This is a genomic window from Alteromonas aquimaris, assembly GCF_026183695.1.
GTDB classification, from domain to species: domain Bacteria; phylum Pseudomonadota; class Gammaproteobacteria; order Enterobacterales; family Alteromonadaceae; genus Alteromonas; species Alteromonas aquimaris.
Window position 1 is genome coordinate 367,405 of the sequence record NZ_JAPFRD010000005.1, and the last position, 22,612, is coordinate 390,016.

Sequence of the window (22,612 nt, forward strand, 5' to 3'; positions counted from 1 at the left end):
AATTTGTCGGTTATACATACTGTAGCCAGAATTGTGCCAAAATATATTTCAGATATTATCAGTAAGTTTTTTCGCCATTGATTTAGCGATTAAGTGCGAGGGGAAGAGTCATTAACAGGCAGCTTGGTTAAGTTAGACGGATGGTTGGCCGATAAGATGGTGCAGCTTCTGATTTTCCCGAAGAAGCTTCTCAAAACGTTCTGCATTAAGAGGTTTACTATATAGATAGCCCTGAATCATTTCGCATTCATAACGGCGAAGGATTGTCAGTTGTTTCTCTTCTTCCACCCCTTCAGCAACGACTTTGAGGCCAAGATTGTGCGCAATGTTGATAATAGCGGCAGCCATATGCCGGTCGACACTACTCTCGGCTATGTCATCGATAAATGCCTTGTCAATTTTGAGTGTATTTAATGGGAAACGCTTTAAATAGGCTAGCGAAGAATATCCTGTTCCAAAATCATCAAGTGCTAAATGAATACCTCGTTCACGAAGTCTTTCCATCATTTCAAGCCCTTGTTCTGGGTTTTCCATTAACGTGCCTTCGGTAATTTCGCACTCAAGATGAAGAGGGGAAAGACCAATTTCATTCAATACCCGATTAATGCGGTCATCCAGATCGGGTAATTCAAACTGTTTTGCTGAGATGTTGACGGCCACCCGTCCACTGAATATGCCTGCCGTGACCCAGCGTTTAGTGTCGGCAATTGCCTTACGCAACACAATCTCGCCTATGTCAATAATTTGACCAGTCTGTTCTGCCAGTGGAATAAATTGGCCAGGACTAACAATGCCTTTGTGAGGATGTTCGAAGCGAACCAGGGCTTCCATACTGACCAGTTTACCCGTGGCAATGTCCACTTTAGGTTGATAATACACGGTAAATAAATCATCTTTAATCCCTTGGCGGATTAGGTTCTCAATTTGTAGCTGCCGCACTGCATTCTGGTTCATTTCACCACTGAAAAACTGGTAACTGTTGCCGCCATTGTTCTTTGCAAAATACATGGCTGTATCCGCGTTTTTCAGGATCTCTTGCGGAGTATTGCCATCGTCCGGATAGAAGGCAATACCAATACTGGCTCCCAAAACAAATTCCTGCTTATTGATGATGAATGGACGTGCCAGTGAATCCAACACACTTTGGGCATAATGAGTAATCGTATGGATATCGGAAGTGTCTTCCATCAATACGCTAAACTCATCACCGCCGAGGCGATAACAGGTTGCGTCATTACCAGTGATTCGCTGTAGCCTTTTAGCAATTTGTTTAATTAATATATCGCCCGTTTGGTGGCCTAACGAATCGTTAATCTTTTTGAAATTATCCATGTCTAGACAGAGCAGGGCATGAGGCTCAGTTCGTCGCACTAAGTTATGATGGCTAGCTTGGAAAAATGAGCGGTTTGGCAGATCGGTTAAAGGGTCAGTGTTTGCCAGCTTTAATAATTCTTTTTCAGTACTTTTCCGCGAGGTGATGTCTGAGAAGACGCCCACAAAGTGACTTATCTTGCCATCTTCATCATGGACCGCATCCAGATTCAGCTCAATTTCGTACCTTTCACCATTTACACGTACTGATTCCACTTCACCAAACCAATTCCCTTTTGCCTTCAAGGTTTTCTTAATTTCCTCTGTAAATGCTTCTGGATATTGGTGAAAATACATGTAGCTGGCTAGCGCCTGATTTCTGGTTTCGCCCGTATTTTCGCAATAGGCAGCGTTAACCGATATAAATTTAAAATTGGTGTCAGTAATGAAAACACCTTCTGAGATATTTTCAATGGAGCGTTTAAACAGGTTTAACTGCTCTTCCGCTTGTTTTAGGTGATTGATATCTTTCAGGGTACCAGTCATCCGCATAGGCTGATTGTTGTGATCGCGCTTGACTACTTTTCCGCGATCCAATATCCAAATCCACTTGTTTTTGAATGTTTTCGCCCGGTAAGCCAATTCATAATAATCGGTTTTATCGTCTAAATGGGCTTGTAGTGCCTCCTGAACCCGTAGAATATCGTTGGGGTGGATGTTGGCGTCATATGCGCTGTGTGCTCGAATATTATCTTGAGGGAAGTCTAGCGTTCCCCATGTGTTGGAACGGTGCACCTGGCCTCGGAAAATGTCCCAGTCCCAGAGTTCGTCGCCACTGCCCCAAAGGGTTAACTTCAATCGTTCCTCAGATTCTTGAATAACTTTCTGATTGGTTTTACGAATTTGATATTGTCTTACAACATAAATAATCGAAAAAGCAAAAGCGATAAAATAAAAGACTAACGCGGCATTATGGAGCCAGGGTGGACGACCTACCTCTATTGTTAACGTTTTTGAGTGTGACCAATTTTTTCCAGGCTCTTTTGCCTGAACCTCAAATATGTAGCTACCAAAATCGAGTCCTATATATGAAGCAAAACGAATTTTATTTTGCATTGCCGCGGAAGAGTGCCATATTTCTTCTAGTCCAGAAAGGCGCCAGCGATATTCAATAAGCGAAGGGAAGATAGGATTAATCTGTCCAAAATTAAGAGTAATGGACGAATTATAGGGAATTTCTATCACGTCACTCTGAAAAAGATAGCTTGATAAGATTTTCTCACCACGTGGTTGATCCTCTATACCAAATATTTTGACATCTAAAAGCTTAGGGATTTTAGACGGACTATCTGAATTGACATCATAAATTTCAACAGATTCGCTAAGTTGCGTTAAACCTTGCTCTCCTCCAAAAAATAATCGATTGTCACTTGTCTTTAATACAGCTTCTTCGTTAAGGGCATTATAACCTAATTGTTCAAGGCTTATTATCTCACCTGTTACTAGTTCCGGCAGTAGAATTTGTTTTATACCCCTAGCATTAGCATACCAGATAGAGTTGCCTTTACCTATTGAAGAGATAATAACTCCTCCATCAATATTATCTTTTTCCGTAGCTAAAATTTTGTAACTCGATTTGTCTATCTGAATAACACCGTTAGAGGTGGTAGTTACCCAGTAATATCCGCCCCAGTTGTAAACAGAGAAGGGTTGTGATTCCAGTCCATCCTTTTCTGACAAGTAATGGACTATTTTTCCTTTTCTAACATCTAAATATGAAACGTTCTTTCCTGACACTAACCATAAAAGGTTGTTTTCATCTAAAAAAATTGGAAGCGCTGGGGTATTTGTATCTTTTAGTGGAAAACTTTTAATTTTATCTTTATGTTTTATTAGCGGGTTCGTTTCAACTGCGAGTAACCCTTGTTCGTCCAACCACAACCATATTCGCTCCCCATCAAAATAGAACGTGCTTATAAAATGATCGCGGAGTAGTGTGCTTTCGTGGTGGAGGTCGTTTTCAATTAATCTATACTGGTGTATTCCATTAGAAGTAGCTACCCAAAACTGATTGTGTCTGTCGATTACTAAGTCCCAAAATGATTCCTTTTTATCGGTCAAAAAATACTCGTAAACTCCTGTCTTATCGTTAAACTTTGCAATTCCATTTTCCTGGGTGGCAAACCAAACCTGCCCCATAGAATCTTCAGCAAGACCCCACACGGTATTTCCTTGAGAATTATCTTTCTTGTTGGTATAAAATCGTTGAAAACCGGACACTGGATTGTGTCGAAATAACCCTGCCAATGTGCCAAGCCAAGTTGATCCTGTTGAATCTGTATAAATGGAATGTGCAATAGGATTGGATAGCCCTGTCATTTCACGGTTTTCGGCCGTGAGTGTCACTGAATCTACACCGGAAATTGGATATATCAAGAGACCTCTTTGCGTCCCTACCCAAATGTTTTCACCCACCTGTTCAAACGAAAATATCTCTGATTCCTTGAGGCTAGAACTTTTGCTATGATCAATCCGGCCTAGCTCGGTTCCATCAATACCAAGCATGATTATTGAAGAACTAGTTGCAACCCAATACTCACCATTAACAATTTTAAGATCTATTATTTCTAGATTTTTGACGTTAAAATTCCATGGATTTACTTTATATAAAGGGTATAACACCTTATTTGTTTTATCGAAGATGAAAAGGCCGCTATCTTCAGTGCCAATCCAAATTCTGTTTGGTTCATCCCGAATAAGGTTAATATTAGCTGGAAATCTGACATTAAGTTTACGACGCTTAAGCTTTTTTGATTCGGGGTTGTATTCGTAAAGTGAGTGGGAGCCTGCAAATAGAATATTGCCATTTAATTCTTCTGCAATAGTGGTTATGGTGCCATCTGTTAGCTCTGAGTTATCTCTATCAAATACGATAAAATCATCGCTAAGAGGATTAAATCGAGCCAATCCTTCTTGTGTTGCAACCCATAGGTCGCCATAAGAAGAAACAAATATTTTTTTAATTAATCCGGCTGGGATACTTTTAGGATTGGAATCTGAAGGATGGTATTGCTTGATGGAGTAACCATCAAATCGATTTAAACCGTTCGTAGTAGCAAACCACAAAAAACCGTTCTTGTCTTCGACTATTTCCATTATTGTCACACTCGACAGCCCATCTTTACGGGTGAGTTCGGTGAAATGAAGGTCAGTAATCGAAATCGCCTGAGCCGCCATCGTGGCAACTAGGCTGACTAGACAGATTGTACTTAACACTAAACGGTTTAAAGTCGCGCGCACCCACATACCTTTGGCTTTTGGCCTTATTTTTATAATTTCAGTTTGCTAGCGGTTGCATCCCTCCAACCTTGCGTACCAATATGCCCAAATATAGGGTGCTCTACAAGGATTTTTTACCTCCATAAACCAGGTTGGTCAATAGTTGAACAGTTGGTAGGGGTTCACTGACTGCCTTTGTCAAAATAGCGTGTTTTTTGTTTAAATTCGGCGATATCTTTAATATGAGGTAGGTCGTCCTCCAACCCCTGAAATTTGCCTGGCGCGTATAACACCAGTTCACCGAACTTTTGCCGATTAGCCGCTTCATCAGCATAGTGTTTAATATCATCAAACGTTAGTGAATGAATTTTTTGGGCTAATCGTGTGTTGTGTGAAAACGTTCGATCACCTGTTCCCAGTGCAAGCCATAATCGTTGAGCCTTCATCGACTGTGAAAGATCTTTTTCATTCAGTTGTTTTAATAAGTTTTTCTGAATTATAGGCCAGTAAGTACGATAAAAATCAATCTCATCAAACTGACGTTTTAAAAATTCACGTATCTCCGACAATAAATGCGCAGGAGCGAAGCCTGGACTTTGAATATAGAAGGCAAAACCGGGATGTTGGTTATGGGGCACATACCCTGTCCCCACGACATAACCCAATTGCTTTTCGGAGCGTAATACGTTGAAAAATGGAGCGGCTAGCATTTGTTCAAGGATCATGCACATAGCCGTATCAATTAACCCATCACTGGGCGCCTGAAAATACAATACCACGGCTGCATCATCGTGTTCGCAAACGACTTTATGGTAGTGGGATTCACCTGTGGGTAGCTGCGTTACAGCTCGGGGTATTGGCAGTGCGCTGGCCTTAGAAAACTGGCTGTCTAAGGATTGGGCAAACCCTTTCGCCTCTTCACTTTCCCAATTGCCGAATAGGAGCCCCTCTAAGTGATACGAAGACATTGCCGCATCTTTTAACTGTATCATCTTATCGAAGGAAATATTTTGAATCGCTTCGAACAGAGTTAGCGGAGCGTACGTGTGCTTTTGAATGAGTACACTTAACCGCGAAAAAAGACGGTTGGTCGGTTTGTTCATCAACGAATTGTGAAGTGATTGAAGCTGGCTGTGCTGCAGCCTTAAAAATGATTCTTCCGAGGGGGTGAAATTAAATGTTGTCGCTAAAATCTGTTCGCATAACTTCATTTGATTTTGCGAAAATCCGCGGGTGTTTACGCTAAATCCCGCCTGATGACCGTATACCCTGTAGTGGAGTCCCGCAATTTCAGCACGATAATACTTTGCCTGCAGATGGTCAGTAATTGCTGCTAACCATACTCGTTTAGCCGCTACCCTTTCTACACTTTCAGTAAAGCCTGGAACGTCAAATGAAATAAAAATATCACCCTTTGGGGTGGCAAACTGTTCATCCTGAGCAAACCAGATTTTTTTGCTCGGTTCTGCTGTGATGAGAGTTGGCTTAAGAAACTCACTTTCCAGTTTGATAAGTGAATAATTGTCACCCAGGTAAGGGTTAGGTGAGGGAAGCGATAATGCCTCGGTTCCTTTTTCCTCTTGGTAAAGACGTTGGGTGTCTGCTGATATTTTAGATACGCTGTACTTCGCATTATAGTAATTACACGTTCTATTTGTATCGAGTTTTTGGTCGATAACTTTTACCCGCATATTATCTACCCGAAAAAATGACAAAGCATGTTCAACTTTTTTCGGGGCAAATTTATCAGCCAGGATTTTTAACTGCGGTATAGCTTCGAATGGGAAAAATAATAGTGCCTGCGCATAATCACATGCCGCATTTAATAATTTGGGATTATCATCGAACTCATTGGCTAATTTATTAAGTTTTGCTTTCTCGTCATAACGCCATGAATGATGTAAAGATTTTTTAATTAAATCTAAATATGCAAATAAATGAGCGATAATGGCGTCGCGATTTTCCAGCCCCGAGGGAGTTAACTGAAAACTGATATTAAAATCCTTGAAATGATCACCCTCAATTCCGCTTCCAGCGATTAAGCTGATAACCCAATTCTTACATTTTAAAACCGCCAACAAGCTGCCTTCACCTTCATCTCCCAATAAATGACTGAGGTAATCCAGTGGTTTGGTTTCGTACTCATTATGTAAACCCGGTAAAGCGAACGTCACAATCATTCTTGTAGCGGCTTGCAAGGGCACGATATTAATTTGCACGCCTGTCTGGTCTTCCGTGTAAAGCGCAGGCCAATCTGTTGGTACAGGTTCGCCTGCTTTTAATGTGGAAAACGCTTGCGTAACAAGATCTTTAAGCGCATTCGACGGTACCGGAGAAACAATACACAGCGCCATATTGCTCCCGCAATAATGACGTTGATGAAACTGTCTCAACTTTTCCTTAAGTTCTGCGGTTTCAAATTGATTGTAAATATCCGCATTACCTACTGAAAATTTACTAAACGGGTGGGCTGGGTTACAGGTTTCTTTATGAATCTGATAAAGACGGCGTAAGTCATCTTTTTTCTTGAATTGAAACTCTGATTCTATCGTATTGATTTCCGTCTCAATAGACGAAGATGCTAACAATGGTGAACATAGCATATCCGCAAAAGCGGGTAGAACAGAAGGTAAGGCTTCGCTGCGGCAATTGAAATGAAAGTTCGCATATTCAGTGCCAGTCCAGGCGTTCATATGCCCGCCATTATTTTCGATGTATTCATTAATTTGGTTTGGGTTGGGGAGATGTACACTCCCCATGAATAACATGTGCTCTAACAGATGCGATAAGCCCTGACAATTTTCGGGGTCGTAAAAATGTCCCCCACGAATCGCCATGGATATGTAACTGGCAGCCTGTTCTGGTTGGTGGTATACCATCACCTTCAACCCATTATGGAGGGTGAAACAGTGGTATCTATCTTGGTCTGGAGGTGTTGTCAAAATGCTCTCTTATCAAATAAAAAAACTGCATTTCTTTGGGAAGTACGCAACAACTCTCCCCATCCGTGTATAGCGTATTCGAAAATGAAATGAATTTAACGATAACGCTATGCGATGATAATCCTGTCTGCTATCGTTAGCAGGAACTATCATCATATTCATAATCTTATGTCAGGTCAAAGTAGCAACGACGACATTTTAATATTTGTCATGCGTCATGGCGAAGCTGAATCACTTCGCATCGATGATAAATCCCGCCAGCTTACGCCTCAGGGCCGAACACAAGCCATGGATGCGGCTAAGTGGTTGAAACAAAAGTATACTGTCGATGGTAAAGTAGACTTAGCGTTAGTCAGTCCGTACCGTCGCGCACGCCAAACATACGATATGCTCTCATTAGATATCCGCCCCACCACGATGGAGATCTGTCACGATATCGTTCCAGAGGGTGATGCAGATCTTACACATGATTTTTTGGATGTGCGATTGCGCGACAGCCAAAATACCAGTTCTCCATTAAAGTCGGTTCTTGTAGTAAGCCACATGCCATTAGTCAGTTATTTGGTGGACAGCTTATGCTGTGCTCATACTGCAAGTTTATTTGCCACTGCGTCCATTGCAGTGGTCAGGTATTCGTTAGAGAAACGCTGCGGCATACTGGAAGTCCATTACCAAAGCTTTGCTATTTAAATCTATAGGCAAACGTCTGAAATCTAATCTAAATCAGGTCGAAACGTGACGTTAGTGAGTTTTTTTTAAGTTTCTCTTAAGAAGTTTAAAAAATATCCGATACAGGCAGTAAGAATACTCATATAGAATGAAGTGAGTGGACAAAACACACTGCTTTATCCCTGAAGGCAAAGCCATGGGGTAAAGATTTATCGGTGTAAAAACGCGTGCAATTAGTGCGGCTGGTAAGAGCAAAAAGGAAAACGCTCTAATTTCGATTGGGGAGTGACTTAATTGTCAGGCTAATACCGCCTAAATGAGCTGAGTATATTGACGATGTTGTTTCGTATTTAAGAGTAGTAACACATTATGGCAACCCGATCATTACCTGATTTACTTCGCAGCACCTTGCAGAGTCATCTGGCTGAAGCTGATCTGCAGGATGACCAAGAGTTGCGTAATATAATGGATAAACTCAATAAACTATCCAGTAAAGTTGCAGAGACAAAAGCGCGCGCGTTAGCGCAACGCTCTGCGAAAAATAAATAAATGACTATTCTGATGAGTTATGAGAAGCGGGAAGATAGTACTCTGGGATTATCCTCACCGTCTTAATTTTGTTTTCGCTAATATCCACTATTTCGATCGGATACCCAGCGAGACGTAAGCTCACCCTGTTCTCAGGGATTTCTTCGAGATATTCCAGTATTAATCCATTTAATGTTTTGGGACCTTCAGTTGGAAGCTGCCAGTCCATTTCCTTGTTTAAATCACGAATGTTGACGCTACCATCAACGAGGACACTCCCATCTTGCTGGATATGTGCCTCTTTACTGTGATCCGGAACCATACTGGTGGTGAAATCACCTACAATCTCTTCCAGAATGTCTTCCATTGTAACCAATCCCATGATGTCGCCATACTCGTCTACCACTAGTGCGATACGTTCTTTTTCTGTCTGAAATTTGAACATTAGTGTGTGCAGTGGTGTTGACTCAGGAGTGTAATAAATTTCCTTCACCGCGCGCAGCAAACTGGATTTGGTAAACTGATCCTTCGACAACAAACGTAAAGCATCCCTCACATGCACAAAGCCTACAGCATCATCTACGCTATCGCGATAAAGCAAAATTCGGGTATGTTGGGAACCGGTTAGCAATTTTTGAATTTTGTTCCAGTCGTCATTGATATCAATGGCAAATATTTCTGCCCTTGGAACCATGATATCTTCGGCAGTCACGCTCTCCAAGTCCAGAATACTTACGAGCATATCCTGGTGTTTTTTAGGGATCAGGGTGCCTGCTTCATACACCACCGTTCGCAATTCTTCCCGGCTTAACGAATCATCACTATTACCCAACGGGCTAATTCTCAACAGGGCGAGTATGCCGTTGGTGATGCCATTCACACAGTACACCACCGGGTAAAGAAGCGTTAAAAGCGGAAGAAGTAACATTGAAGCAGGAAAAGCAATTTTTTCAGGATACAAAGCTGCAAGCGTTTTCGGGGTAACTTCTGCAAACACGAGCACCACTAGTGTAAGACCAAAGGTGGCGATCGCGATGCCCACATCACCAAAAAGTCGAATCCCAATAATGGTCGCAACGGAGGAGGCGGCTATATTAACCAAATTATTGCCAATTAATATAAGCCCAATTAACCTGTCAGGGCGGTCGAGTAATTTTTGAACACGTTGCGCTGAAAGGTTACCTTCACCTTGTAAGTGCTTGAGTCGATAACGGTTTATCGACATCATGCCTGTTTCTGAACTGGAAAAAAAAGCAGAGAATAAAAGTAGCACTGCCAATATTATAAAGAGGGTGCCTGTTGATATAGCGTCCAACTAATGGGTTCCTTTACCTAATGGACATTCAACTGTAGTTATTCGGTGCAAGGCTTTCAAGGGAAAATTTTAGTTATTTTATTTTTAGAGTAATATTTCTCTGACCAGCCGACTGCCGAAATACGCCAGAGACAATAGAGCAAGTCCGAGTACAGTAAGGCCAATGACCTGCTTTCCGCGCCAGCCCCAAATTTTCTGACCCACTAATAAGAGGATATAAATCGCCGTCGCCGCAAGAGATAGGACTGTTTTGTGCGCATATAATTTACTAAACATATTTTCAAGAAAAATAAACCCGGTAATTTGTGCGACAATTAATAGGCATGTTCCTACCAAAAGTAATTTGAACAAAATGCCTTCAACTAACATCAATGGCGGCATGGAAGAATGAATAAACGTGGCCTCTTTTTGTTTGAGCCGATGAGTGATATAGGACATTTGTAATGCGTATAGGAAGGCAATGACCAAGGTGCCGTAGGCGAATAGAGAAAGCGAAATATGTACCAGCAGCCCAGGCTGTAATTCTATATGCATAATATGTTCGGCAGGAATGAATAACACCGCAGCCACACTCAGTGCTGCGAACCCGAGCACCCCGGGTAATAACATGACATTCGGAAGTACCGTAATACTAATTAACATCGAGACTGTAATAAGCCATGCAACCAGCGACAATACGTTGGTGATACTCATATTCTGTCCGGGTACGCCCATTATCGCTTCAGCAAGGTACAGAAGATGTGTGAGACTTCCCAGTGCCGCTAAACTAAGGGCAAATGTTTTATTGGGGCCATTTTTATGAAAAAGTCTTCCCACCAGTACAAACATCGCCATTAAATACAAGGCAATACTGATAAGCGCAAATAGTGTGGTCATGTCACTCCTTTGTTGCTGTTTTTTATGCTCCGACTTTTGGAGATCTTACCCAGCAGGACATATTGTTACTGTAAGTTATCACAAATTACAACCTTGATAGTAGGGGGATGTGCCCTCATCTATGCCCACCAACAGGATCGATAAATTTAGCTCCATTGCCTCGCAATTATGAAGATTTCAGTTCAGGGTGAGATTCTGAGTTAAATATCGGTATAATGCGCAACAAACCAGCAAAAGATATATTGATTTATGTTTGAGAATCTATCAGAACGTCTCGGTCAAACGCTACGCAATGTCAGTGGCCGAGGGCGCCTTACCGAAGATAATATTAAAGATACGCTACGCGAAGTACGCATGGCGCTGCTTGAAGCCGATGTGGCGTTACCCGTGGTAAAAGAGTTTGTCGGCCAGGTAAAAGAAAGGGCAGTAGGTACAGAAGTTACTAAGAGCCTTAAACCTGGACAAGTCTTCATTAAAATTGTTCAGTCTGAACTTGAAGCGGTCATGGGCGCGGCAAACGAAAAGCTCAATCTCGCCACCCAGCCGCCGGCAGTAGTCCTCATGGCTGGTTTGCAAGGGGCAGGTAAAACCACCAGTGTCGGTAAGTTAGCAAAATATCTTACTGAAAGAGAAAAGAAAAAAGTCATGGTGGTGAGCGCCGACATCTATCGTCCCGCGGCCATTAAACAATTGGAAACCCTGGCTGATGAAGTGGGGGTAGCTTTCCATCCTTCTACCACTGAACAAAAGCCAGTCGACATCGTAGAAGGTGCCATTGCTGCTGCACGTAAGCAATTTTATGACGTACTGCTGGTGGATACAGCAGGACGTTTGCATGTCGATACCGACATGATGGATGAAATTAAAGCACTTCATGCCTCCGTAAAGCCCATTGAAACATTATTCGTCGTCGATGCGATGACGGGTCAGGATGCAGCTAATACTGCCAAAGCATTTAATGATGCATTGCCTCTGACCGGTGTAATTTTGACCAAGGCTGACGGTGACGCTCGTGGTGGTGCCGCCCTTTCTGTGCGAAAAATAACCGGTAAGCCAATAAAATTTATTGGTATGGGGGAGAAAGTCGATGCACTGGAGCCTTTTCATCCTGAGCGTATTGCTTCGCGCATTTTGGGTATGGGAGACGTATTAAGCCTAATCGAAGAAGTTGAACGTAAAGTTGATAAGGAAAAAGCGCAGAAATTAGCGAAAAAAGTTCAGAAAGGAAAAGGCTTCGACTTGCAAGATTTTAAAGAGCAATTAGAGCAAATGAAAAATATGGGCGGCATGATGGGCTTAATGGACAAGCTGCCGGGCATGGGTGCGATGGGAGATAAAATTAAAGAGCAGGCGGGTGATAAGCAATTCAATCAAATGGAAGCTATTATCAATTCTATGACTCCCGCTGAACGAGCTCGTCCCGATATGATCAAGGGATCGCGTAAACGTCGGATTGCAGCGGGTTCTGGTACCCAAATCCAGGATGTCAATCGGTTGCTCAAACAGTTTATGCAAATGCAGAAGATGATGAAGAAAATGTCAGGCGGCGGCATGAAAAAGATGATGCGGCAGATGAAAGGGATGATGCCTCCCGGAGGTATGGGAGGGGGGATGTTCCCACCAAGGTAATTTTATTATTTTGCGGTTCCGCTGTCTCTTGATTAGACTTAGGTAAAATGTAGGCTTTTTTTTCGAGGGCAGGGTGACTGAAATTAGCAAAGTTAAGCTGGTTAAATTTCTGTTATTTCTATGTCTCCTACCCTCACTAAACATTGTTGCCGAAGAGTTAGAAGCGCCGCCTTTTTCCATTCAGTGGGCTGTCAGCCCTGCGCCCCCCTTTCATATACTTTCTGGTTCTTTTTACCGTCTTGGCATGTGTGACGTTTTGGTCGATCAACTCACCCGAACGCTCACGCAAGTTCAACATTCTACGGTGGTGATGCCACATACGCGGATACGAAGGGAAATAGAAAAAAATGCTAATATATGCTTCCCGTGCCTAATAAAGCGCGATGTCAGTCCATGGTACTATTATAGCGATCTCACAGTAGTACATCCTCCTTTGGGTGTGATCACCACGCGTAAAAATAGAAATGCGTTCAAAGCGGCGGGGATGCTTAAAAAAGGCAGAGTCGCATTGCGTTCATTAATTAAAGATGACCAATATTTTTTTGGCAAACCCGTAGCGCGCAAATATCCAACGCCCTTACAGGAAATTGTTGAAAGTGTGGCCACGTCCAGGCATTTTTTTCCTGTTACCGGAGGTGATGCAGCAACGCGCATCTTGCGCCAAATTTCATTAGGACGGTTGGGCTATACCCTTGAGTATCCTACAGCGCTAAGATATTTCTCCCTTACTCAGGGGAAGAACGAACTTGTATTTATTCCAACTCAAGAGTATGGAAATAGAGCGATACCTGGTGCGATTGGTTGTACTAAAAATGCGTGGGGAAAGGAAGCGGTTAAAAAAATTAACGCTGCATTGAAAGATGTGGTTAATCATCCTGACTACTTGGCTATTCAGCAATTCTGGCAAGTACGATAGTTTAAATATCAGCCTTACATCAATCCGCAATATGTGCGTGCTGTACTGACGCCCCTTAAAATGTAAAAAGCCGGACTGGAAGGTCCGGCAACTGCTCAGTGTTAGGAGAGAATGAGCAAAAAGGAGTGGGAGTTTCCGATACGCCAGGCTCACTAGTTCCTGGCACGCTCCCACATATATTTATTTAATGTTCTTGTTATCTGTCAGTTATTAACCTAACAGGGACAGGGCTGCCTGTGGACGCTGTTTCGCCTGTGACAAAATCGTGGTACTGGCTTGCTGTAAAATCTGGTTACGGGTCAGTTCTGCCGTTTCCGATGCAAAATCGGTATCTTTGATTCGTGAACGGGCCGCTGAGATATTTTCAGCAACGTTGCTCAAGTTACGAATGGTGGACTGGAAACGGTTCTGCAAAGCACCTAAGTCGGCACGCGCGCCACCAATGGTAGAAATCGCTGCATCAATAGAGGTCAATGCGGCAGCCGCACCGGCTGAAGTACTGATATCCAAACCGCCAACGTTTAAGCCAGAGGCACCAAAACCACCCGTTTGCGTTAGCTCTACCTTGATGGTCTGGCCGCTATTTGCGCCCACCTGAAAGTCAGCTGAATAGCTGCCATTTAAGATGTTTACGCCGTTGAACTGCGTATCAGACGCAATTCGTGACATTTCTGTCTTTAAAGCTGCCACTTCTTTTTGCAGTGCGCCACGGTCAGCATCGGAGTTAATACCATTTTGCGACTGAATCGCAAGCTGACGGATACGCTGTAATGTATTGGTGGTTTCGTCTAACGCACCTTCGGCCGTTTGTGACAATGAAATCGCGTCGTTGGCATTACGCACGGCCATGTTCAGACCTTGTACCTGGGTCGTCATACGGTCAGAAATTTGCAGACCTGCTGCATCGTCAGCAGCGCTGTTGATGCGGAAACCTGATGACAAACGCTCAAATGACGTGTTTAACGCATTGTTGGTATCGAACATTTGACGTTGGGCGTTTAATGCTGAAACGTTAGTGTTAACAAACATACTCATGGACTCTCTCCTAAACTTAACAACCAGTACTACTGGGATAAAACTTTTAAAGTAAAAAGTAAGAGGGTAAGCACACTGTTTGTCGTGTTTCTGTCACCCTGCCTTGCTCAGATACTGTATCGTCGAAGGAAAAAATTCCTTGAGAAAAAAGTGTAAAAAAACTGGTTTAAATTAAGAACGCCCATTAAGTGCTTGTTTGTAGGCAAAATCCCTTTGAAACGCACATCAATTCACGCAAGGAAGAGTAGGCGTGTCAAAAAAATGTCGCTTTTATGACGGCTTTCCGGCGAATTTGTCGTGGTGGGCCAATACACTTGTCCGAATTTAACTGAACACGACAATTTTCGAAGTTAATTGACATCATCAATATGATGACACCACAATGACTGAGGAATTAAATGGGACAAAGATGCCATGACCACACATGATAAATTACAGGAATTAAGCCACTCACAACGAGAACGTTTAGCGTTTATTGATTTTAGCTTGCAATATTTTGGCGCGATAAGTCGACAAGATTTAATTAGTCAGTTTGCTACTGGGCTCGCGGCATGCACACGCGATTTTACGTTGTATCGTGAACTTGCTCCCGAAAACTTGATCTTGAACCACCCATCCAAACGCTATTTGCGATGTGAGGCCTTCAAACCGCTTTTTCCCCATGATCCTGATGTCATTTTAACCAGCCTGAGTCGTGGCTTTGGAAATGGCTTAAGTTCACAATTTAGGGCAAGCGAACAATGTTTACATGCGATGCAACTCATTCATCCTGACTCGGCAATAATTGGCCAGTTAATGCGGGCCATCATCAATCGATACCCAATTGACGTTAATTATGTCAGTGTGGCTTCAGGTGCAAAATCACGCACTATGGTGCCCCATGCCATCGTTAATAATGGTCATCGCTGGCACGTACGGGCGTTTGACTGTGAACACGGTACCTTCAGAGACTTTGTTTGCACTCGCTTCAAATCAATTCAACCTGCCAAACGCGATATTATGGAAAGAGAATCGGTTATCAGCGATTCAGGATGGCAACAACTGGTCAGTTTGGAACTCGCTCCGCATCCTGAAATTGCGCGGCCAGAAGCAATTTATATGGATTACGCTATGCAAAACGGTAAAAAGGTAGTGACCATTCGCGCAGCACTGGCCGCGTACTTGCTACGCTACTGGCAAGTGGACTGTTCAGCAAAATATCGAATACGCGGACAGGGGTGTCAACTCGCATTAGCAAATCTTGATGTGCTACAACAGATTGAAAATGCACATCTTGCGCCAGGCGTTGTAGATGGCGGCAGTTAACTTCATTAGAGCTGCCCTTTAATATCACTATTTGAACCTGTGCAAACGCATCAATTCATACTAAACTGCGCTTCCAAAAAATAAAATTGAGTTCATCGGCAAAGCGTGATGGTTATTAAATAGCAGAGAACGCACTGCCAGAAGCGCAACTTTTCTTAATAGTATTTTGCTTTTTCAGTTCACTTAAATTTCGCGCTTCACACATTGCGAATTTGGAAAACGCCAGATGAATCAACAGATCAGCGATCAATAAATCAGGAACGCTATGGCCGGTTTAAAACGTATTATATTAATCGACACCCACTTACCTGGAGTGGTGGAACTTAAGCTTGATGGACATACCAATATCTGCGGTACCAACGCATCAGGCAAAACAACCCTGCAACGTCTTGTCCCAGTGTTTTATGGGGAATACCCGAGCCGGGTTGTCCCTGCTACCCGGGATAGTTTTGAAAAGTGGTATTTGCCACGCCAATCAAGTTACATAATTTATGAATTTGAGCGTAGTCAGGGGGATTTATGTCAGGCGGTTTTGGCTTCATCAGGCTCGGGCGTCAATTATCGATATATTAGTAAACCTTTTGAATTAACTGACTACCTGTATAAAAACCAATCGGGTGAGCACGCCTCTATCGGCATGAACGAACTTGCCAGAAATTTGAAGCGCAATAATGTTCTGGTTACCAATCTGCTCAATACTCGAGATTACCGAGCCATACTGCAAAATGACCGAGCAACGCTGAATTCGGTAGCTAACAGCCGCGAACTGCTAGGCTACGCGAGCATTTTTAGTCTGGCTGAATCCGGCGTGCACCTTCGTCACATTGAGAAACTGGCTAAAGCAGTGCATTCAAAAGAAGGCAAAATGGAAACGATCAAAGCCATGATTGCTGCTATTTTGGAAGAAGACGGCGTTCAGCCCCCTAGTTCCAACCTCAGCCGTAATCGGGTCGAAGACTGGATCCGTGAGTGTCATCTGATAAAAGAATTCGACGCCATTCGTCCAGAGTTCGCCAAGCTAGAGCAGGCTGACCATGCTCTACTACACAGTGAAAAACGCCTGGCACAGTTAAAGCAGCAATTCAATTTCGATTTGTCTTATCTTGCCAGCCATATCCAACAAAGCGAGCAACAGCTTGAAGATACGTTACATAGTTTAAAAACTATTGAAACTGAGTGGGGTACGCAGCGAGATACGTTGAACCAATTGCTTTCCAGTGCAAAAGCGGATGCCAGTAAATATGAAAAAGATCTGGACTCAGTTGAACAAGAGTTCGAGGCCTGGCAAGAGCAGGATATTGACACACTAAAGCAAAACGTCAGTAAACTGCCTCAGTGGCTCAGTGAAAGAGAGACGCTTAACAGTCGGTACCAGTTGTTGACCGAAAAGCACCAGGATGTGCAGTCTGCATTCAACAAACGCCTGGTAGAACTTAATGAGAAACACGCTAGCGAACTTGAAGCGTTTAGTGAAGAGCGTGAAGCGGCACGAGATAAATTGGATCAGCAAAAAGCTGAGCAACAGGCGCAATTGCAAAGTATTAGAGAGGAATATCAGCAGCAACTGCAAGTCGAAGCAGCAGCACACCAGAGCCGTTTGAACGACCTTAAAGTCACACAGGCAGAAATTTCTGCCGGTCTCAAAAATGCAGGTTTTAGTGAATTTGAACAAAGTCAGCTGGATTTGCTGGATGCAGCCATTAAAGAAGCGAGTGTGCGTGAAGATGGTAGTCGTGAGACCCAACGTCGCGCCCAATCTGAATACCAGGCGGCTGTGAAAGCGCGCGAGGCGGCAAACGGTACACTGGAAAAGGCCCGCGTTGCGTTTCAACAACAGCAAACCCAGGTGAATAAGGTTGAAGCGCTTCTGTATCCGGGAAATAACAGTTTACTGGAGTTTTTACGCCACGAAAAATCAGGCTGGGAGCAGAGTTTAGGGAAGGTGATTCACCCCCAACTGCTATCCCGGAATGATTTAAAGCCGCAACTGCTCGATAGTCACGAGGGTATATTTGGTGTCGGCTTAGATTTAACTTCGGTAGACACACCCGAATACGCTGAAAGTGAACAAGCGTTGCAGGCAAAACTATCGGCAGCACAAAACCAATTAGCCGAAAAGCTGGCTGAGCAGAATGAAGCCGAAACTCAGCTTTCTACCGCCAGTGAAAATGTTCGCAACAAGGAACTCGCCCTAAGTAAATGCGAGAGTGAAACCCGCACCAGCGAAGCTAACCGCAAGCGTGCGCAAGCTGATCGCGATCAGGTTCATCAGGAATACGTGCAGGCATTAGCAGAGCGCAAACAAGAGGGTAAAAAACGTCTTGCTGCCAACGAAACAACACAAAAAGCTTGTATTGCACAACATAATGAAGCGGTTAACGAAATTAAGGACCAGCAGCGTGAAGCGGAAACAGAACAGCAGTTTCATTGGCAACAGTTAATCGCGGATACGCAAGATACGATCCGGCAGATTGAACAGCATATAGTGCGTTCAAAAGAAGCGGCGAAAGCAGATAAGCTTAAGTGCGAGCAGTGGCTGGCGGACGAGTTGGCAAACCGTGGCGTAGACGTGGATGAAATAGGGACACTGCAAAAACAGCTCAAGCAGATTAAGCATGATATAGACGTTACCGAACGTAATCGTCATAAGGTGAGTGAGTTTGAGCACTGGTACAAAACGGTTTTCACCGGACACAAAGTGGTGTGGCAAAAAGGTCTGGCAAAGGCCAAAAAAGAAGCGGCGCAGGCACTACGAGAGCTGGAACAAAGAGGCGCAGAGTACAAGACGACCCGTCAGCAGCTTAAAGATAAGCAGACTGAGCTTGAACATCAATTAAAAACTGCCAAAGAAAACGAACACGATGTTCAACAAATCACCAGACAATTAAGCAAAATGAGTCTGCCTGAGCAAGAACTGGCGAATGAATCAGGCAACACATCAAGCCAGATTGGTCAACGAATATCAGAAGGGCAATCACTGTTACAGGAACGCCAGCGATTACTCGATGACATCAAAGCGCACGTTGAACATTTTGACCAGTTGATCGCAGCGCAAGCGGGAACGGGACTATCGGATACGTGGGAGCGCTCGCGGGAAGAATGCGCAGTAATGACGCCGCAGGGTCATAAAAGCGTGGACCATCGCCGATTAGTTAGTCATCTCGCGCAGTTACTAAACGTTATTGTGCCGCAAAAACTCCAGGGATTACGTGAGCAGGGACGCATATTCGGTGCAGATTTAACCTCGTTTTACGATGTGTTAAAAGATATTGACACCCGTATCGTCAGTCAGAGTAAACGCATCAGTAAAGAAGTTGATGAAGAATTGTTCTTAGATGGGGTATCAAATTCTGCGGTTAAGATCCGATCTCGCATCTCAGAATTAGAGTTCTGGCCAGAACTGACCCAGTTCAACCATTTGTATGAAGAATGGATTGCCTCAGGGAGCGTAGCGCTACCTGACGATGATTACGCCATGAGCATGCGCAGGGTGTTAGACATTTTAGGTCGAGCAGCACTTTCCGGAGGCATAAGTAACCTGCTGGATATTGAATTACACATAAAAGAAGGTAATTCCGATTTAATTATCCGCACCGATCGGCAGTTAAATGAGTCGTCCAGTCATGGGATGGCTTACCTGATTTTATGTAAGTTCCTGCTCGCCTTTACACGGCTGTTAAGAGGTAAGGCTGATGCTATTATCCACTGGCCGATAGATGAATTAGGCACATTGCATCAAAATAACGTGAAGAAAATTTTCGATGCCTGTCAGAAAAATAATATCTCTGTGGTCGGCGCATTCCCTAACCCTGAATCCGAAGTATTATCATTATTCGCCAACCGTTATTTGATCGATAAAGCAACCCGTCAGTTACAGGTAGTGCAGCCTCGAGTTAGCGCCATTAGCGAATTGATTAAGAAGCGTCAGCAGGAGGTGGAAGCATGATCACCGAACAGGGAAGAGTATTAGAATTATTATTGTCCGGGTCGTTTATTTGTCAAATCACTGATGAGGACGCCTGGCGCTACCTGAAGTCTACTCCAAACAGCGACAAAATAGAGAGTCAGTTAAATGTGCTTAACCGGACATTGGCCACCGCCGCTGACGGCGACGTGTTTTTTGCCGCCTATCAGACGTTGGCTGACGCTGAGCGCAAAGTGTTGGGAAACCAATTTCAGGAAATTTCCAGCAACTTATTGCCGCTGGTCGAATGGTTGCTTTTGGTGCAACAGGCGGCGGGCAACGACGTACCTGTGACGCAGGGCAGTGCAATTCGATTAAACGAGTTACAAAGCACGATCGAAGATACACCAGCCTATGCAGAACAGCTGGAAAAAATATCCCGCTATCGTTTGTTTGGCTCGACCAGCACGTCACTGGATGGACAAATTAAACAGGTTTTCAAGCGCTTGACCGACTTAGGCTATTTAATAAAACCTAATCAGGAAAAACAGATTTTTCTGGCAACTGGAAAAATTGAATACCTGTACGAGGTGATCCGGTTTATCGATGAAACCGAAGCCTTATCTCTTTCCGAGCAAGCAGATCAAGCTGTGCAGCAAGGGAGCCTGTTATAATGAATCAGAACTTACGGCAGTCGGGGGTCAAGTTTTTAAACGCCTTAAGCCGCCACGCTGATTTAATCATGCAGGTTTATCTGACGGGCTCGCTGGATGAGCGCGAACATAGTCCCAAAGTCATCGACAATCTGATTCAACTTGGCGTGTTATGGCGACCCGACGAAGAAGTAGGACTGCGGCTGAAAAATGCCGTGAGAAGCTTACTTGAGTCTAGCTTGCACGATGAGCGCAATCGTCAGTTAGACGCCAATATTGGTTCCGCGCTGGCAAGCCTTAAAACGCTCGCTCATCATTATAAGGAGGCCTTGGCGCATAGCCGCTACGCCGAAAGTGAAGCACATCTCTCGGATTTGACCGAGCATGTTTACGGGCTGACAGAATCCTTATCGAACAGCGTGCGAACCTTGTTCAGTCGAATCAATAACGAGTTCGGCTATGTGGCTTCGATAGACGCAAAAATTCGTGAAAATGAGCTGGCCCAATCTCAGGTGTCTGAGCTGTTAAAACAGTTGGAAATGTTTCGTTTTGAAGAACTAAGCGAGTTAGCCGGTAACAATCGCGAGTTGCGTCATTTACTCATTGTAACCTTACAGCACAGCTTTTCACGGGTTACCCAGGAACTGTCAATTGTGCAGGCCAGACTGTTGGCTTTACTAGGCCGTTTTCGAGAGTTTAGGGGGCGTACCCGCTTATTAAAAGGCTTTATGCTGCACATGGAGCAAAAGCCAGATTTTGCGCCTGGAAATTATACCAAGCTTACCCATGTTCCCATGCTGTTTAACCAGGCGGCAAATTTGATTGTTCCGGCGGCCGTCGATGTCAAACGGGTAGAACATGAAAACGATTTGCAGCAGCTGGTGGGTACTATCAAAGCATTAAACCGCTCCCGTCAGCAAGAACAACCTGAACGCGCGGCGCAAAAGATTACTATAGAGAAACAATCGGCAGTTGTGTTTGAGGAAGATAAACTGAAGCAAGCGGTAGAAGGTTATTTCTGTGATGTTATTGCTACCGGTAAACGTATAACCGCTCTGGAATACCTTAATGAAAATGCTCTCGATTTTGACGCAGAGGCTTGGATTTATCAGGTTATAGGAGGCTATCAGGGATTGACGCTGGAAGAACAGACCTATTTTGCCATCGAAACGACAGGCGAAAGTCATCCGGTCTATTCGGGCAATTATATTATCGAAGATGTGGAATTAGGTCTGCGTTAAATGGTGCTCTCCAAACAACAGCAGAAGTCACTGGTACTGTTTCTTACCGGTGCAAAGCTGGAGTTTACTCCCTCCTTGGAGCTATCGGCATATCTGCGTGACGCGTACGGGGATTTATTAACCTGGAAAGGTAAAAAATTACGCTTCACCCCCCAAACCAAAGAAAAATTCAAACAAATAGTGCGGTTGCATGAGCCTGATTTGTTAATGCTTCCATTGGCGGGACAAAGCCGTATCGATTTTTCAACGGTGTCGAAATTTGAAAAGAAGGCGCCAATCACACCGGAAAGTGAAGCAATTTTAATCACCCATCATCAGGGTTATTTTGCGTGTATTGGGGAGGGGGTAAGGTTGCCACCAGGTAACGCCATCAGAACGTCTTATTCCTCACTTCAAATTTCAAAACTCAAAACGGTGGTCGTAGTTGAGAACCTTGATATTTTTGACCAGTGGCACAGCGCGAATTGGTCACAACGATGTGAGCACACTATCGCTGTTTATAGAGGACACGAAAAATCTGTCAGCAAAGGCGTAAAAGCACTCTTGACCGGATTACCCAACCACGTTCAAGTTATCGCTTTTTGTGACTATGATCCGGAAGGGGCGAAAATAGCGCTGACATTACCGCGTTTATCTGCTCTATTGTTACCCACGTTAGACGAGCATATCGTTTTAAAATTTAACCGAATTGATTTGTGGCGAAAGCAGCAGAATGCGGTAAATTTTTTACGTGCCCGTGATGAAGCAAACAATATCGAAGCAGTTAAACGTCTTGTCAACGGTCATCAGCCATTGGCGATTCTTCAACAAGTAATACTGGCGAGTTCTCTGCATCTTTACACGGTCAATTTATAATCCGCTCATTTTGTTACAAATTCATCTCTTTTAAAATGCCCAATAGACGCTATAATTTACATTGTGTTAACAAGCTGAACCGAATTTGTCATGTTCGCGTAATAGGCGTGTCATGCTCAACTTGGTAGACTTGAAACCGTCTTCAATAAACGGT

General features: G+C 43.7%; 14 protein-coding genes. 9 read left to right on the forward strand and 5 right to left on the reverse strand.

The window, feature by feature from the left end; genetic code table 11:
• Positions 1-132 precede the first annotated feature (132 nt).
• Entirely contained in the window at positions 133-4,611 is a 4,479-nt protein-coding gene (locus tag OPS25_RS04655) for an EAL domain-containing protein (RefSeq protein WP_320411949.1), read from the reverse strand.
• Positions 4,612-4,772: 161 nt separating this feature from the next.
• Positions 4,773-7,532, reverse strand: a complete 2,760-nt coding sequence (locus OPS25_RS04660) for an insulinase family protein (protein ID WP_265616482.1) — start codon at positions 7,530-7,532, stop codon at positions 4,773-4,775.
• 168 nt (positions 7,533-7,700) lie between these two features.
• Between OPS25_RS04660 and sixA the strand changes: the two genes are divergently transcribed.
• Both sixA and OPS25_RS04670 read left to right on the forward strand, forming a co-directional pair.
• Complete coding sequence (gene sixA, locus OPS25_RS04665) at positions 7,701-8,222, forward strand: phosphohistidine phosphatase SixA (protein ID WP_265616483.1); 522 nt, start codon at positions 7,701-7,703, stop codon at positions 8,220-8,222.
• A 348-nt stretch (positions 8,223-8,570) separates the two neighbouring features.
• The gene (locus OPS25_RS04670; RefSeq protein WP_265616484.1) at positions 8,571-8,750 is read left to right on the forward strand and encodes a hypothetical protein; all 180 of its coding nucleotides are present in this window, start codon (positions 8,571-8,573) and stop codon (positions 8,748-8,750) included.
• Between the two features lie 4 nt (positions 8,751-8,754).
• On the opposite strand, the gene OPS25_RS04675 is transcribed toward OPS25_RS04670, so the two are convergent.
• Positions 8,755-10,044 carry an HlyC/CorC family transporter gene (locus tag OPS25_RS04675; protein WP_265616485.1) on the reverse strand — a complete coding sequence of 430 codons (1,290 nt, stop codon included), beginning with the start codon at positions 10,042-10,044 and terminating at the stop codon, positions 8,755-8,757.
• Positions 10,045-10,128: 84 nt separating this feature from the next.
• Positions 10,129-10,920, reverse strand: coding sequence for a cytochrome C assembly family protein (locus tag OPS25_RS04680; RefSeq protein ID WP_265616486.1), 792 nt, complete (start codon positions 10,918-10,920; stop codon positions 10,129-10,131).
• A gap of 249 nt (positions 10,921-11,169) precedes the next feature.
• Here OPS25_RS04680 and ffh point away from each other — a divergent pair, with 249 nt between their 5' ends.
• Together ffh and OPS25_RS04690 are read left to right on the forward strand one after the other, a co-directional pair.
• Positions 11,170-12,549 (forward strand): signal recognition particle protein, encoded by a 1,380-nt coding sequence (gene ffh, locus OPS25_RS04685; protein WP_265616487.1) that lies wholly within the window; start codon positions 11,170-11,172, stop codon positions 12,547-12,549.
• Between the two features lie 73 nt (positions 12,550-12,622).
• Positions 12,623-13,465: a hypothetical protein gene (locus OPS25_RS04690; RefSeq protein WP_265616488.1), complete on the forward strand. Its 843-nt coding sequence runs from the start codon at positions 12,623-12,625 to the stop codon at positions 13,463-13,465.
• Between the two features lie 210 nt (positions 13,466-13,675).
• Here OPS25_RS04690 and OPS25_RS04695 read toward each other — a convergent pair whose 3' ends face one another.
• Entirely contained in the window at positions 13,676-14,500 is an 825-nt protein-coding gene (locus OPS25_RS04695; RefSeq protein ID WP_265616294.1) for a flagellin N-terminal helical domain-containing protein, read from the reverse strand.
• Positions 14,501-14,914: 414 nt separating this feature from the next.
• Here OPS25_RS04695 and OPS25_RS04700 point away from each other — a divergent pair, with 414 nt between their 5' ends.
• From OPS25_RS04700 to OPS25_RS04720, 5 genes are all read left to right on the forward strand, one after another.
• Entirely contained in the window at positions 14,915-15,805 is an 891-nt protein-coding gene (locus OPS25_RS04700) for a WYL domain-containing protein (protein WP_265616489.1), read from the forward strand.
• 265 nt (positions 15,806-16,070) lie between these two features.
• Positions 16,071-19,751, forward strand: coding sequence for an ATP-binding protein (locus OPS25_RS04705; protein WP_265616490.1), 3,681 nt, complete (start codon positions 16,071-16,073; stop codon positions 19,749-19,751).
• Complete coding sequence (locus OPS25_RS04710; RefSeq protein WP_265616491.1) at positions 19,748-20,383, forward strand: condensin complex protein MksE; 636 nt, start codon at positions 19,748-19,750, stop codon at positions 20,381-20,383. The genes OPS25_RS04705 and OPS25_RS04710 overlap by 4 nt, the downstream gene beginning before the upstream one ends.
• The gene (locus OPS25_RS04715; protein ID WP_265616492.1) at positions 20,383-21,603 is read left to right on the forward strand and encodes a phosphoenolpyruvate carboxylase; all 1,221 of its coding nucleotides are present in this window, start codon (positions 20,383-20,385) and stop codon (positions 21,601-21,603) included. Before OPS25_RS04710 ends, OPS25_RS04715 begins: the two co-directional genes overlap by 1 nt.
• Positions 21,604-22,458: a DUF7281 domain-containing protein gene (locus OPS25_RS04720; RefSeq protein WP_265616493.1), complete on the forward strand. Its 855-nt coding sequence runs from the start codon at positions 21,604-21,606 to the stop codon at positions 22,456-22,458.
• The last annotated feature ends 154 nt before the right edge of the window (positions 22,459-22,612 follow it).

Coding starts and splice junctions, on each gene's coding strand:
- sixA (WP_265616483.1), top strand. CDS start 7,701: ATGTCAGGTCAAAGTAGCAACGACGACATTTTAATATTTGTCATGCGT.
- OPS25_RS04670 (WP_265616484.1), top strand. CDS start 8,571: ATGGCAACCCGATCATTACCTGATTTACTTCGCAGCACCTTGCAGAGT.
- OPS25_RS04680 (WP_265616486.1), bottom strand. CDS start 10,920: ATGACCACACTATTTGCGCTTATCAGTATTGCCTTGTATTTAATGGCG.
- ffh (WP_265616487.1), top strand. CDS start 11,170: ATGTTTGAGAATCTATCAGAACGTCTCGGTCAAACGCTACGCAATGTC.
- OPS25_RS04695 (WP_265616294.1), bottom strand. CDS start 14,500: ATGAGTATGTTTGTTAACACTAACGTTTCAGCATTAAACGCCCAACGT.
- OPS25_RS04700 (WP_265616489.1), top strand. CDS start 14,915: ATGACCACACATGATAAATTACAGGAATTAAGCCACTCACAACGAGAA.
- OPS25_RS04705 (WP_265616490.1), top strand. CDS start 16,071: ATGGCCGGTTTAAAACGTATTATATTAATCGACACCCACTTACCTGGA.
- OPS25_RS04710 (WP_265616491.1), top strand. CDS start 19,748: ATGATCACCGAACAGGGAAGAGTATTAGAATTATTATTGTCCGGGTCG.
- OPS25_RS04715 (WP_265616492.1), top strand. CDS start 20,383: ATGAATCAGAACTTACGGCAGTCGGGGGTCAAGTTTTTAAACGCCTTA.
- OPS25_RS04720 (WP_265616493.1), top strand. CDS start 21,604: ATGGTGCTCTCCAAACAACAGCAGAAGTCACTGGTACTGTTTCTTACC.